Source organism: Curtobacterium sp. MCSS17_016 (assembly GCF_003234255.2).
Classification (GTDB): Bacteria; Actinomycetota; Actinomycetes; order Actinomycetales; family Microbacteriaceae; genus Curtobacterium; species Curtobacterium flaccumfaciens.
Genome location: NZ_CP126254.1, coordinates 1,817,731 through 1,831,146 on the forward strand (window position 1 = coordinate 1,817,731; position 13,416 = coordinate 1,831,146).

Here is a 13,416-nt window from a genome sequence, read left to right on the forward strand (position 1 = left end):
GCGTGGTGCGGCGGTGTCGGTCGCGCCGCGTGGTGCGGCGGGTGTCGGTGGTCGTTCCTAGCGTGGGGGCGTGGCCGAACCCGTCGACGCGTGGTGGCGCCGCCGACAGTGGTCGCGCGGCGAAGCGGTGCCGTACGCCGTCGGACAGTTCCGCGCCGACTGGGCGCCGTACCCGGTGCTCATCCGGCAGTACCACCCCGACTGGAACCACGGCGTCGTCCTGACCCAGGTCCCCCCGGCTGCCGAGGTCCTGCTCACCTGGGAGTGCGACGTCGGGCACGTCTTCGTCGCGACCCCGTCCGAACAGCGGTCCCGCCCGGGCCGTGAACGCCGCCGCTCCGTCTGGTGCCCCGAGTGTGCGGTGCAGGCCCAGCCGCAGCGGTGGCCGGTGCTGCCGTCGGACTGGCCCCAGGCGGTACCCGTGCCGCAGCGGGTCGTCCGGAGTGCCGGACGACAGACCCTGCCCGCCGCTCCGGTGCGCGGGGTCCCGGCCGGAGCCGTCGCGTCGAGCCGATCCCGGTCCCGTCGGCCCGTCGCCGGGTCCGCCAGCGCGGCCGGCTCGGCAGGGGCGGCCCGTGGTGCACCACGGCGGACTGCTCAGTCCGTTCCCCGCACGATCTGCCCGAAGACCCCGCGGCTGCCGTCGGGTGAGTCGTTCACGAGCGTCTGCGCCCCGGCGACGGCGTCGGCGGTCGAGGCCGAACTCCGGGGCATGCTGTCCGAGCGGTTCGCGTTCACCTACGACCACTCCGCCATCCGACTCGACCGCCCGTTCTTCGACCACGTCGAGGCCTGGCCGGACATCATCCTGCCCGAGCTCCGCGTCGCCATCGAGTACGACTCCACCGGTCGTCACGGCCTCGAGCACGTCGGCCCGCGGCAGGAGACCGACCGGAAGAAGGACCGCGCCGTCCGCGCCGTGGGGTGGGAGGTCGTCCGCATCCGCACCGGGCGGCTCCCCGCGCTCGGCCCGTACGACCTCCAGGTCTCGGGGATCTCCGGCCGGACCGTCGACCGGCTGGCGGACACCCTGCGCGAGCTCCGGGGCGCGCTGTTCGTCGACGCGTACGCCCGGTGACGCCGTCGATCGGGGTACACGCACGACCCGGCGGGGTACGGCCCGGCTGGGAGCGGTCGCGAGCGACGGGTAGGTATACATGGTGACCACCGTCTTCTGTCTCCACGCCCTCGGAGCGAGTTCCGAGGAGTTCGCGCTGCTGCGCGCCGAACTCCTCGGCGACCTCGACCTGATCGGCATCGACCTGCCCGGCTTCGGCCGCAGCCCGTCGTCGTCCGGCACCACCGTCGAGGAGATGGCCGTCCTGGTGGAGCGCGCGATCGGGGCGAGTGGCTCGACGGAGTGGATGCTCCTCGGACACTCGATGGGTGGCAAGGTCGCCACGGTGGTGGCCGACCGCACGATCTCCGGCGCGAACGGCCTGTTCGGACTGCGGGCCGTGCTGCTCCTCGCCGCGTCCCCGCTCGCCCCCGAGCCGATGGACGACGACCGCCGCTGGACGATGCTCTCGTGGGCTGCCGGCGGCCCGATCTCCGTCGAGGACGCCGAGGAGTTCGTCGCCGCCAACACCGCCGCACCCCTGGCGCCCGCGCGGCACAGCGCGGCGGTGCAGGACGTCGAGCGGACCGACCCCGCGGCCTGGACAGACTGGCTCTCCCGCGGCAGCCGCGAGGACTGGTCGGACGGCGCACCGAACCCCGTGCCCGCCCTGGTGCTCGCCGGTGCCGAGGACGGCGACCTCGATGCCGACGCCCAGCGTCGCCTGACCCTGCCGCACTGGCCGAACAGCGAGCTCCACGTCGTCGACGGCGCCGCCCACCTGCTGCCGTGGGAACAGCCCGAGGCCGTGGCCGAGCGCATCCGCGACTTCTGGCAGCGCCGGGTCACGGGGTCGCCGGTCGTCCCCGTGGAGCACGCCCGCGTGATCGCCTCGCCGCGGGTCAGCGCCCGGACCCGCGGCCTGCTCGCCGAGCGCGCGCTGCCCGACGACCCGGCGGCCGCACCCCACGCGCTGACGCCGACGCAGTTGGACACCCTGCGCGCCGTCGCACGGATCGTCGTCCCGCAGCCCGGCAGCGACCAGGTCGACCTGGCGCTGCGGGTCGACGCGCAGCTGGCCGCGGGGCTCGGCGACGGCTGGCGGCCGGACGGCCTGCCGGTGGACGCCGAGGCCTACCGTGCTGCGCTCGACGTGCTCGCTGCACCAGCCCGCGACGGCGTGCTCGACCAGGCCCTCGAGTCCGTGGCTGTCGGGCGGTACCGCGCCGACGGCGACCTCGACGCCGAGCAGCTGCGCGCGTGGTTCGAGGACGCCAGCGTCGACCTCGTGAAGCACTGGCTCGCACACCCCGCCACCATGGCCGCCATCGACTTCGACGGCTACGCGAACGGCGGCGACGGCGTCCGCAAGCAGGGCTTCCAGCTGCTCGCGGCGGGCGAGCGCGAGGCCTGGGAACCCGAGGCCCCCGCCGGCACCGCCACGACGATCGACACCGCACCGACGACCGGAGCTGCACGATGAGACTCGACGGACAACGCACGTACGGCACGGACGACGTCGTCGACGTGGTGGTGGTCGGCACCGGGGCCGGGGGAGCACCGCTCCTCGCATCGCTGGCCCGCCGTGGCCTGACGGTCGTCGCGCTCGAGGCCGGGCGCAACACCGAGCCGGGCGACCACGTGCCCGACGAGGTCGCCGCCCCCGGTGACATCAACTGGATGGACGAGCGGCTGAGCGGCGGTGGAGCCCCCACGGCCTTCGGCCCGAACAACAGCGGCACGGGCGTCGGCGGGTCGACGCTGCACTGGGGTGCGTTCACCCCGCGGCCGAGCGAGCACGACCTGCGACCTCGGACCGAGAGCGGCGCGGGGCAGGACTGGCCCATCAGCCACGCCGAACTCACCGGCTGGATCGAGCAGGTCGAGCACGACGTCGGCGTCGCCGGGCCCGAGCACTACCCGTGGGACCCCTCCCGCCGGTACCGGATGCGCCCGCCGGCCCGGAACGCCTCGTCGGACATGATGATGCGCGGCACCGCGGCCGCCGGGATCACCGCGACCGACGCCCCGGTCGGCCTGACGACCGAGGACCGGCACCAGGAGCACCACGGGCTGCGCCAGGCCTGCGTGTCCTGCGGCTCGTGCCACCAGGGCTGCCGCAACGGCTCGAAGGTGTCGATGGACACGACCTACCTGCCCGCCGCCGTGGCGTTCGGTGCCGAGATCCGTCCGGAGTCCTTCGTGCACGGCATCGAGCTCGACGCGGCGGGACGGGTCGAGGCGGTCCTGTACACCGCCGACGGCCGCGAGCACCGCCAGCGCTGCCGGACCCTCGTCCTCGCCGCGGGTGGTGTCGAGACGCCGCGGCTGCTGCTGCACACCGGTGTCGCGAACGGCAGCGGACAGGTCGGCCGGAACTTCACCGCGCACGGAGCCACCCAGGTGTGGGCGCGGTTCGACGAGTCGATGCGCTCGTACCGTGGGTACCCGTCGTCGATCATCACCGAGGACTTCGTCCGACCGGCGGACGCCGACTTCGCGGGCGGCTACCTCATCCAGAGCCTGGGCGTGCAGCCGCAGACCTTCGCGACCTCGCTTGTGCGGGGTGGCGGACTCCGCGGTGCCGAGCTCGTCCGGGCGCTGCAGGACTACCCGTTCTCGGCCGGCGTCGGCATCAACGCCGAGTGCCTGCCGTACGACGACAACCGCCTCGAGCTGAGCGACGAACTCGACGAGCACGGTGTCCCGCGTGCCCGGGTCTCGTTCACCCCGGGGTCGAACGAGGAAGCGATCCGCCGCCACGCGGTCCGCACGATGACGACCATCGTCGAGGCCGCTGGCGGTCAGGACGTCCGGGTGCTCGAACGCACGGCGCACACCATCGGCACCGCGCGGATGGGCACGGACCGCGAGAGCTCCGTCGTCGACCAGGACGGCCGCTCGTGGGACGTCCCGAACCTGTGGATCGCCGACAACTCGGTGTTCCCGAGCGCGGTCATCGCGAACCCGGCCCTGACGATCATGGCGCTCTCGCTCCGCACTGCCGACCGCATGCTGCAGGCCGCCTGAGCAGGCACCGCGACCGGCTGAGCCCGCGCCGACCGCCTGGGCACGGCTCAGCCTCGCAGCGCGAGCGCCTCGCTCGTCCACCGGGCGTGCAGGTCCCACGGGTCGTCGACCCCGGCAGCGACGGTGTCCACGTGGGCCAGGAGCTCCGGCGTCACCCGGAACCACTCGGTACCCGGGTACCGGCTGGCGGCGAAGGCGGCGTGCCGTCGGCGTTCGAGGGTCCGGTCACCGCGCTCGAACGCCAGCAGGTCCTGGTGCGGGATCGCCGCGAGCCGCTGCCGGGGGTTCATCGTCGTGCCGATCTTGATGCGGTCGCCGAAGTCGTCGCGCATCCGCAGGTAGTAGACGACGTCGACCCGAGGGGGAGCGAGGTCGCCGTCCGGCACGTCACCCCACCGCCACTCGCACCGGGAACACACCATCCCCGAGGGGTACCGCACCCCGATCCGTGACCCGCACGCCGGGCACGGGCCTGGCAGGGCGTCCTCGATCCCGGGGTGTTCGGCCGCGAGGTCGGTGACGAACGCGACGTGCGCGCCGCACAGGGGGACGCCCGCGAGTCCGTCCGCGAGCACGCGTGCGCAACCCGGCACGCAGCACGACGAGGTGACCATGCGCCGAACGCTAGCCCGACCCACCGACGTGCCCCGGGCCTCCCGGCCGCTGCGCGCGCTGGGCGTACCGGGCGTCCCTGGGCGTACCGGGCGTCCCTGGTCGAATCGGGCGTCCCTGGTCGAATCGGGCGTCCCTGGTCGAATCGGGCGTACCTGGTCCGTTCTTCCGACCGGGTACGCCCGTTCCCACCAGCCATCGCGCCCGTTATGGGAAAGAACGGGCGTACCTGCGACAGCCGGGCGCCCCGGCCGCCGGGCGTTCCGACCGAGAACGGGCGTGCCGGGCGTACCTGGTCGAATCGGGCGTCCCTGGTCCGTTCTTCCGACCAGGTACGCCCGATCCCACCAGCCATCGCGCCCGTTCTGGGAAAGAACGGGCGTACCTGCGACAACCGGGCACCCCGGCCGCCGGGCGTACCGAACAAGAACGGGCGTACCTGGTCGAATCGGGCGTACCTGGTGCGTTCTTCCGACCAGGTACGCCCGTTCCCACCAGCCATCGCGCCCACCATGGGAAGGAACGGGCACGCAGGCCGCCGTCAGTCCGTGAAGATCACCCCGACGGGCTCGCGCTTCTCCTCCTGGAACTCGTCCTCACCGCGACCGAGCGCCCAGTACGCCGACAACGACATCTCGCGCTTCTCCAGCCCCCAGTCGTCCTGCAACAGCCGACGGATCGCCTTCATCGCGGTCCGCTCGCCGTGCGCGAATACCTGGACCGGCCGGGAGGCACGCGGCAGCCCGCGGGCCGTCTCCAGCAGGAGCGTGCCCGGCTGGGCGCCGGTGGCGTCCCGGTGCAGCCACCGCAGGTCGACCCCGGCCGGGTGCCGGATGTCCTGCTCGTCCGCGGGCCCGGCCACCTCGACCAGGGCGACCCCGGTGGCGGAGTCGGGCATCGACTCGAGTGCCGCGCCGATCGCGGGCAGGGCGCTGTCGTCACCGAGCAGCACGTGCGTGACCGCCGGGTCGGTGGTCGGCGCGTAGCCACCACCGGGCCCGGACAGGGCGAGCCGGTCGCCCGGCTGCGCGGACGCTGCCCAGGGACCGGCGAGGCCCTCGTCGCCGTGCACGACGAAGTCGATCGCGATGGTCCGCGTGGTGTGGTCGACCGCACGCACCGTGTAGGTGCGGCGGGCCGGGCGGTCGTGCTTCGGCAGGGTCTCGCGCAGGGCCTCGAGGTCGTACGGCGGCACGAGTCCGAGCGACGGCTTCGCGAGCAGGAGCTTGACGTACTTGTCGGTCGAGCCAAGCCGGTCGGGGTCGGCCTGGGCGACGAAGTCCTCGAAGGCCGAGCCGCCCAGGTGCACGCGCACCATGTGGGGCGAGAGCCGTTCGGTGCGGTCGACGACGAAGACGTGCTGGGGGCGTTTGGGTTTCGAGCTCATCGTGGGGGAGCTTCCTCTCGCGGGTTCGGCGTCACCTGGGTGATCCCTGCTTGACGCGCGCATCACTAAGGTTAGCCTTACCTCATGGACTCGACCGTCATCCCGTTCTCCGAGCTGCTGCGGCGTCGCACGCGGCGCTCGCACGGTGCCTCGGCCACGAGCGGCTTCATGCAGGACCTGCTCGGCGGCGACTGCGACGTCGCCGACTACGCGGACCTGCTCGGACAGTACGCCTTCGTGTACGACGCACTCGAGCGGGCGGCGGAACGCATGGCCGACCACCCCGTGGCGGCGCCGTTCGTCACCGCGCAGCTCACCCGGATGCCGGCGATCCGTGCCGACCTCGAGTACCTGATCGGCCCGGACTGGTCCGAGCTGGTGTGCCCGCTGCCCGCGACGACCGCGTACGTGCGACGCCTCAACGAGGTCGCGGCGGAATGGCCCGGCGGCTTCGTGGCGCACCACTACACGCGGTACCTCGGCGACGTGTCCGGCGGGCACGTGATCGGGCAGGTGCTGGCCGAGCGGTTCGGGTTCGACACGAACGGTGTCCTGTTCTACATCTTCGACCAGGTCGCCGACCCGAGCGACTTCGAGCACACCTACCGGGCCCAGCTCGACGCCGCGCCCTGGACGGCCGACGAGCAGGAGCGGGTGATCGCCGAGGTCGAGCTCGCCTACGACCTGAACCGGGGGCTGCTCGCCGGCCTCGATGCCCGCCGTGCGCCGTTCCGTCAGGAGCCGGGCAGCGCCTCCGTGCCTGCCTGATCCAGCGGCGGCAGCACCCCGGCACTTCCGAACCCGGACCCGCGCGGGACCGCCGGCCCCGCGCGGACCCTGCTCCGCGTCCGTCCGTCCGGACCCGGTCCCGCGTCCGTCCGGACGGTCGACGTCATGCGCCCCGGGTGCCGATACGCTGCTGGGACCCGGGACCAGCCTCCCGGACGACCCGGAAAGGACTCCATGACGGCGATCGACGGATCTGCACGCCACGAGCGCGCGCGGGACGACGTCAGCGGTGCGGTCGACAGTGACCTGCGCGCCGACGTCCGGTACCTCGGCAACCTCCTCGGCCGGGTGCTGCGGGAGAACGGGGGCGACGAACTGCTCCACGACGTGGAGTCGTTGCGCGCCGCCGTGATCGACGCCTACGAGGGCGACCACGCCGAGGGTGCCGCGCGTGCCCAGGCGATCGTCTCGGGCATGTCGGCCGAACGCGCCGAAGCCGTTGCACAGGCGTTCACCACCTACTTCCACCTCACGAACCTGGCCGAGGAGCACCATCGCGTGCGGGTCCTCCGGCAGCGCGGTGACGACGGCGGCGTGGCCGGCGACTCGTTCCCCGCCACCTACGCCGAGCTCGTCGCCGAGGTCGGCGAGTCCGAGGCCGCCGAGCGCCTCCGCGCCCTGCGGTTCCACCCGGTGCTGACGGCTCACCCGACCGAGGCCCGCCGCCGCGCGGTCACCACGGGTGTCCGCCGCATCACGGACCTCATCGACGAGCGCGACCGCGCCCGGAACGCGACGGCCCGCGCCGAGAACGAGCGCCGCCTGCTCGAGGAGATCACGACCCTCCTGCGCACTTCGCCGCTCCGCACCACCCGGCCGACCCCGCTCGACGAGGTCCGCACCGCGATGAGCGTGTTCGACCAGACCCTGTTCGAGATCGTCCCGCAGGTCTACCGCCTGCTCGACGACCGGCTGCAGGGCGACGACGCCGGCCGCGCTTCCGTGATCGCGCCCGCGTTCGTGCGGTTCGGCACCTGGATCGGCGGCGACCGTGACGGCAACCCGCACGTGACGGCCGACGTCACCCGCCAGGCCGCCGAGATCGCGGCGGAGCACATCCTGCTCGGCCTCGCCCGCGCGACCACCCGAATCGGCAGCGCCCTGACGCTCGACGCGAGCGACACCCCCGCCGACGCCGGCCTCACCGCCCTCGTCGCCGCGCAGGAGTCCCTCGACCCGGGCATCGCCGAGCGCATCGGCGTCCGCGCACCGAACGAGACCCACCGTCGTGCGCTCCTGTTCGTCGCCGCGCGCATCGACGCCACCCGGACCGGCACCACCCCACTGGCCTACGACGGTCCCGAGGCGCTGCTGGCCGACCTGCGCACCATCCAGGCGTCGCTCATCGCCGCCGGCGCGATCCGCCCGGCGAACGGCGAGCTGCAGAACCTGATCTGGCAGGTCGAGACCTTCGGGTTCCACCTGGCCGAGCTCGAGGTCCGCCAGCACTCGCAGGTGCACCGCACGGCCCTGGCCGAGATCCGCGCCGGTGGCGAACTGAGCGAGACCACCGAAGAGGTCCTCGCCGTGTTCCGCACGATCGCCGGGCTGCAGTCCCGCTACGGCGTCCGCGCGGCGAACCGGTACATCGTGTCCTTCACGCAGTCCCCGGCGGACCTGGCGAACGTGCACGAACTCGCGGTCGCCGCGCTCGGGTCCGCCGAGGCCGCGCCGGTGCTCGACGTCATCCCGCTGTTCGAGACCTTCGCCGACCTGCACGCCAGCGTCGACATCCTCGACGAGGCCGTCCGCACCGAGGCGTTCCAGCGACGCCTCGCCGCGACCGGCCGTCGGCTCGAGGTCATGCTCGGCTACTCGGACTCGTCGAAGGACGTCGGCCCGGTGTCCGCGAACCTGGCGCTGTACGACGCCCAGGCCCGAATCGCCGACTGGGCCCGAGACAACGACATCGAGCTGACCCTGTTCCACGGCCGCGGCGGTTCGCTCGGCCGCGGCGGCGGTCCCGCCAACGAGGCCGTCCTCGCGCAGCCGCCGGGATCGATCGACGGTCGGCTCAAGCTCACCGAGCAGGGCGAGGTCATCTTCGCCCAGTACGGCGACCAGGACATCGCCGCCCGCCACCTCGAGCAGATGGCCTCGGCGACGCTGTTCGCGTCGACGCCGTCGAACGAGGCGCGCACCGCCGCCGCGGCCGCCCGGTTCGCCGACCTCGCCCAGCAGCTCGACGACGTCTCGCGCGTCGCCTTCTACGACTTGGTCAAGGCCGACGGCTTCGCGCCCTGGTTCGCCCGGGTCACCCCGATGGAGGAGATCGGCCTGCTTCCCCTCGGCTCCCGCCCGGCCCGTCGTGGCCTGTCGGTGGAGTCGCTGGAGGACCTCCGCGCCATCCCGTGGGTGTTCTCGTGGACGCAGGCGCGCATCAACCTCGCCGGCTGGTACGGGCTCGGCTCCGCACTCGAGGCCGTCGGCGACGTCGACGTGCTCCGTGCCGCGTACGCCGAGTGGCCGCTCTTCGCCGCGATGATCAAGAACGTCGAGATGTCGCTCGCGAAGACCGACGAGCACATCGCCCGCCGGTACCTCGAGCTCGCCGACCGCGACGACCTCGCCGCGAAGGTGCTCGACGAGATGGTCCGCACCCGCGACTGGGTGCTCCGCGTCTCCGGCGGCAGCGACGTACTCGAGGACCGACCCGTCCTGGCCCGCGCCGTGCGCCTCCGCAGCCCGTACGTCGACGCGCTGTCGCACCTGCAGCTCCGTGCGCTGCGCGCCATCCGCACGTCCGGCAGCACGGACCCCACGGACGCCGACCACCGGCTCCTGCTGCTCACCGTCAACGGGATCGCGGCCGGCCTGCAGAACACGGGCTGACGCCCCCACCCGACGGACGGGAGGCCCGGTGCCAGCTGGCACCGGGCCTCCTGTCCGTCCCCGCGCACGTCCCGGGCCGCACCGCCCAGCGGTCACGAAGCGTCTGCCGCGCCTCGCGTCGCCGCTCCGCCGAGTGGTCAGGACTCGTCGGGCGGCCCCGGCCGGGCGGTCACGAGGCGTCGGCTGCGCCGTCGCCGAGCGACGGAACACGACCGCTCGGCGGACGTGAGCGGGGTGTCGTGACCGCTCGCGCCTCGCGCCGTCGGTCGGCCCGAGCGGTCAGGACACGTCGGGTGGCGCCTGCCGAGTGGTCACGAAGCGTCGGCTGCGCCGTCGCCGGGCGACGGAACGCGACCACTCGGCGGACGTGAGCGGGGTGTCGTGACCGCTCGCGGCGCCGGACGGGAGGCCCGTGGCGGGCCCGCACCGGGCCTCCTGTCCGTCCGCGCGCACGTCGCAGGCCCGCGCTTCGTGAGCAGGAACGGTCGCGTCCGGCACCGCGAACCGACCGTTGCTGCTCACGAAGTGTCCGTCGAATCGATTCGGGGACGCGTAGCGTGTCGGAGGTGACGACGGAGCGCAGCCTGGGACCGACGACGACCGTGCTGCCCCCGATCGTGCCGCTGGCGCTCATCGTCGGGGTATCGCCGTTCGCGACGGACATGTACATCCCCGCACTCCCGGCCATCGCGCGCGACCTCGACACGACGCCCGGCGCCGTGCAGCTGTCGCTCACGGCGTTCCTCGTGGCCTTCGCGGTCGGCCAGCTGCTCGTCGGACCGGTGAGCGACGGGATCGGTCGTCGGCCGATGCTCGTCGTCGGGACCGCCCTGTTCGCCCTCGCGTCGGTCGGCTGCGCGCTCGCCCCCGACGTCGTGACGCTGGTGGTGGCCCGCGTCGCCCAGGGACTCGCCGGAGCCGCGGGTGCCGTGGCCGGCCGGGCGATGGTGTCCGACGTGACGAGCGGTACCCGGATGGCGAAGGTGTTCGGCACGCTCGCGGCCATCAACGCGATCGGGCCCGTGGTGGCCCCGCTGGCCGGGGGAGCGGTGCTGACGATCGGCACGTGGCGGCTCATGTTCGTCGTGCTGGCCGTGCTCGGCGCCGTGTTCTTCGTGGCCGTGGTCCTGCGGTTCCGCGAGACCCTGCCGCCGGCGCGTCGTGGTGGCGTCGGGTTCGCGGCGAACGGGCAGCGGATCCGCGAGCTCCTGGCGATCCCGCGGTTCCGGGCCTACGTGCTGAGCGGGGTGCTCTCGACGGTGGGGTTCTTCGCCTACATCGCGACGAGCTCGTTCGTGTTCCAGTCGGAGTTCGGGTTCTCCGAGGGCCTGTACACGCTCGTCTTCGCCACGAACGCGTCGATGATGATCGTCACGACGCTGTTGTTCGGCCGGCTCGTCGGGCGGTTCAGCGAGGACGCCCTGCTGACCCTGGGCCTGGTCGTCGGGACGGTCGGAGCCACCGCCGTGCTGGTGTCGGCGCTCCTCGGGCTCGGGCCGGTGCCGGTGTGGTGCGCCCTCGCGGTCGTGACGGCCGCGTGGGGCTTCGTCCTGCCGGCGGCGATGACCCGCACGCAGCACGTCGGCGCGGCGCACCCGGGCACGGCGGCTGCCCTGCAGGGCGGCCTGACCTTCGGCATCGGCGGTCTCGGCACCCCGCTCGCCGGCGCCCTCGGCGGCACCGCACTGGCGATGGGCGGGGTGATGACAGCGCTGATGGCCGCAGCGGTCGTGGTCCAGGTGACGGCGACGCGGCGAAACCGGTCCCACAACTGAGGGGCTGAGCCGGTAGGTTGCTGGTTGCAAGGCGCACCGATCTGAGGAGACCCACCGAGATGGACATCGTCGTACACGAGGCGGAGACCGACACCGCCGTCCTGGAGTGCAGCGGCCGGCTCAACATGGTCTCCGCGCCCACCTTCCGCGAGACCGTCGCCCAGATCGTCGGCAACGGGCGTTCGCGGCTCGTGGTCGAGCTCTCCGGGGTCGAGTTCATGGACTCCTCCGGCCTCGGCGCCCTGGTCGGCAGCTTGAAGACCGCACGCCAGGCCGGCGGCGACCTCCGCATCGCGGCGCCGTCGGAACAGGTCCAGATGGTGCTCAAGCTCTCCAACATCGACAAGATCCTGCGGACGTACCCCGACGGGGACGCCGCGGTGACCGACTGGTGATGACCGCCCCCGTCGCCGAGCACATGCTCGCACTGGCGTGCCCCCCGGACGACGTGTCCGCCGTGCACGACTTCCTCGCGGGCGTCTGGCAGCACGAGCCGTCCGTCGCCGCCGAGGACCGGATGGCCCTCGAGCTCGCCCTGGTCGAACTCACCTCGAACGTCATCGAGCACGGCGCCCGGCCGGACGGCGTCTCGTGCGAGCTCCGGCTCGAGATCGGCGACGAGCGCTTCCAGGCGCTGCTGTCCGACGACGGGGTCGCAGCGACGGTGGATCCCGACGCCGCCGTGCTGCCCGACGACTTCGCCGAGGGTGGTCGCGGGCTCGCCCTGGTCCGGATGGTCGTCGACGACCTGCGGTACGAACGCGTGGCCGACCGGAACCGCTGGACGGTGCTGCGCTCCCGGCACTGAGCGGGAGCACGGCCGTCACGGATCGACGGAGCCGCACCGGTCGTCCGCCCAGCGCACTCCGCGGGCCGTAAACCGCAAGGAGGGATCGCCGATTGTCGCGTTTCCCGGACACCGTGTCACGATTCGCGCGATGACTGTCGAGCCTGATCCCCGGATCCGGTTCGAGACGTCCGGCGCCGGACTCGACGCGGCCGTGCAACTGTACGAAGAGGCCTACGAGAGCACGGGGTTCTCGGCGTCCCGGACCGATCGTCCGTTCGCGTACCGGTTCCAGGTCGTGGGCGACGGATCGATGACGTTCCGCTCCACCCGGTTCGACGGGCGGATGCAGGGCGAGGTCGAGGTTCCCGACGAGTACGTCGTGATGTGGACCTCGGACGGCGGTGGCCGCGTCGACGTCGGTCGCCAGGAGGTCGACTTCGCACCGGGGACGCCCCGGGTGTTCCCGACGCGGCGCCCCTTCGTGTTCGACCTGCAGGACGTCCGCCAGAGCCTCGTGCAGTTCGACCGCACGTACCTGGAGCGCGTCGCCGCCGAGGTGCACGGCACCCGGCCCGGCCCCTTGGTCTTCGACCACACCGCCGCGCCCCGGCCGGAGGACCTCCGTGCCTGGAACGCCCGGGTGCAACGAGCCGCGGCGATCGTGCTCGGCCCGGCACCGCTCACCGCGCTGGCCCTCGCCGAGACCGTGCGCGAGACCGCGCTGGCGTTCCTCGACACGTTCCCGCACGAGACCATCGCCCCCGACGTCGCGCTGCCGCAGGGGGCCACTGGTCGTGTCCGCGAGGCCGTGGAGTTCATGCACGCCTTCGCCCACACGCCCGTCACGACGACCGACGTCGCCGAGCACGTCGGCCTGAGCGTCCGGGGGCTGCAGCAGGCGTTCCAGCGGCAGGTCGGAACGGCGCCGAACGCGTTGCTGCGGGGGATCCGGCTGGACCGCGTGCACGAGGAACTCCGCCGCGCGTCGGCGGGCGACCTGACGGTGGCGAGCGTGGCGTTGCGCTGGGGCTTCGCGCACCTCGGCCGGTTCTCGGCGGCGTACGCGTCCCGCTTCGGGCAGTACCCGCGCGACACGCTGCAGCAGCCCCGGGGCGCAGTCCCGCAGCTCTGAGCCGGGCAGTGC

The 13,416-nt window shown here is 73.2% G+C and carries 11 protein-coding genes; 9 read left to right on the forward strand and 2 right to left on the reverse strand.

Translation table 11 applies throughout. The features are described from left to right. Positions 1-70 precede the first annotated feature (70 nt). The 3 genes from DEJ19_RS08650 to DEJ19_RS08660 all read left to right on the forward strand — a co-directional run bounded on the left by DEJ19_RS08650 (position 71) and on the right by DEJ19_RS08660 (position 4,087). A complete protein-coding gene (locus DEJ19_RS08650) occupies positions 71-1,078 on the forward strand; it encodes a putative endonuclease domain-containing protein (protein WP_111100610.1) in 1,008 nt (335 codons plus the stop codon). A gap of 82 nt (positions 1,079-1,160) precedes the next feature. Continuing rightward, positions 1,161-2,540, forward strand: coding sequence for an alpha/beta fold hydrolase (locus tag DEJ19_RS08655; RefSeq protein WP_181441482.1), 1,380 nt, complete (start codon positions 1,161-1,163; stop codon positions 2,538-2,540). Next, a complete protein-coding gene (locus DEJ19_RS08660) occupies positions 2,537-4,087 on the forward strand; it encodes a GMC family oxidoreductase (RefSeq protein ID WP_111232814.1) in 1,551 nt (516 codons plus the stop codon). The genes DEJ19_RS08655 and DEJ19_RS08660 overlap by 4 nt, the downstream gene beginning before the upstream one ends. A 47-nt stretch (positions 4,088-4,134) precedes the next feature. On the opposite strand, the gene DEJ19_RS08665 is transcribed toward DEJ19_RS08660, so the two are convergent. Beyond that, on the reverse strand, positions 4,135-4,701 hold the full coding sequence (locus DEJ19_RS08665; RefSeq protein WP_111232813.1) for a GIY-YIG nuclease family protein: 567 nt from the start codon (positions 4,699-4,701) through the stop codon (positions 4,135-4,137). A gap of 539 nt (positions 4,702-5,240) precedes the next feature. Next, a complete protein-coding gene (locus DEJ19_RS08670) occupies positions 5,241-6,086 on the reverse strand; it encodes a siderophore-interacting protein (protein ID WP_111093429.1) in 846 nt (281 codons plus the stop codon). An 84-nt stretch (positions 6,087-6,170) separates the two neighbouring features. Here DEJ19_RS08670 and DEJ19_RS08675 point away from each other — a divergent pair, with 84 nt between their 5' ends. The 6 genes from DEJ19_RS08675 (at position 6,171) to DEJ19_RS08700 (ending at position 13,404) form a co-directional block, all read left to right on the forward strand. Beyond that, the gene (locus DEJ19_RS08675) at positions 6,171-6,854 is read left to right on the forward strand and encodes a biliverdin-producing heme oxygenase (RefSeq protein WP_111089093.1); all 684 of its coding nucleotides are present in this window, start codon (positions 6,171-6,173) and stop codon (positions 6,852-6,854) included. Positions 6,855-7,049: 195 nt separating this feature from the next. Next, entirely contained in the window at positions 7,050-9,707 is a 2,658-nt protein-coding gene (locus DEJ19_RS08680; protein ID WP_111232812.1) for a phosphoenolpyruvate carboxylase, read from the forward strand. A gap of 566 nt (positions 9,708-10,273) precedes the next feature. Next, on the forward strand, positions 10,274-11,482 hold the full coding sequence (locus DEJ19_RS08685) for a multidrug effflux MFS transporter (RefSeq protein WP_258377355.1): 1,209 nt from the start codon (positions 10,274-10,276) through the stop codon (positions 11,480-11,482). 59 nt (positions 11,483-11,541) lie between these two features. Beyond that, a complete protein-coding gene (locus DEJ19_RS08690) occupies positions 11,542-11,877 on the forward strand; it encodes an STAS domain-containing protein (RefSeq protein WP_017886068.1) in 336 nt (111 codons plus the stop codon). Further along, complete coding sequence (locus DEJ19_RS08695) at positions 11,877-12,290, forward strand: ATP-binding protein (RefSeq protein WP_035808261.1); 414 nt, start codon at positions 11,877-11,879, stop codon at positions 12,288-12,290. Before DEJ19_RS08690 ends, DEJ19_RS08695 begins: the two co-directional genes overlap by 1 nt. 130 nt (positions 12,291-12,420) lie before the next feature. After that, the gene (locus tag DEJ19_RS08700; RefSeq protein WP_111232809.1) at positions 12,421-13,404 is read left to right on the forward strand and encodes a helix-turn-helix transcriptional regulator; all 984 of its coding nucleotides are present in this window, start codon (positions 12,421-12,423) and stop codon (positions 13,402-13,404) included. Positions 13,405-13,416: the final 12 nt, after the last annotated feature.

Excerpts from the sequence above, each read along its gene's own strand:
- DEJ19_RS08670 (WP_111093429.1), bottom strand. The coding sequence starts at position 6,086 with ATGAGCTCGAAACCCAAACGCCCCCAGCACGTCTTCGTCGTCGACCGC.
- DEJ19_RS08680 (WP_111232812.1), top strand. The coding sequence starts at position 7,050 with ATGACGGCGATCGACGGATCTGCACGCCACGAGCGCGCGCGGGACGAC.
- DEJ19_RS08675 (WP_111089093.1), top strand. The coding sequence starts at position 6,171 with ATGGACTCGACCGTCATCCCGTTCTCCGAGCTGCTGCGGCGTCGCACG.
- DEJ19_RS08660 (WP_111232814.1), top strand. The coding sequence starts at position 2,537 with ATGAGACTCGACGGACAACGCACGTACGGCACGGACGACGTCGTCGAC.
- DEJ19_RS08700 (WP_111232809.1), top strand. The coding sequence starts at position 12,421 with ATGACTGTCGAGCCTGATCCCCGGATCCGGTTCGAGACGTCCGGCGCC.
- DEJ19_RS08690 (WP_017886068.1), top strand. The coding sequence starts at position 11,542 with ATGGACATCGTCGTACACGAGGCGGAGACCGACACCGCCGTCCTGGAG.
- DEJ19_RS08695 (WP_035808261.1), top strand. The coding sequence starts at position 11,877 with ATGACCGCCCCCGTCGCCGAGCACATGCTCGCACTGGCGTGCCCCCCG.
- DEJ19_RS08665 (WP_111232813.1), bottom strand. The coding sequence starts at position 4,701 with ATGGTCACCTCGTCGTGCTGCGTGCCGGGTTGCGCACGCGTGCTCGCG.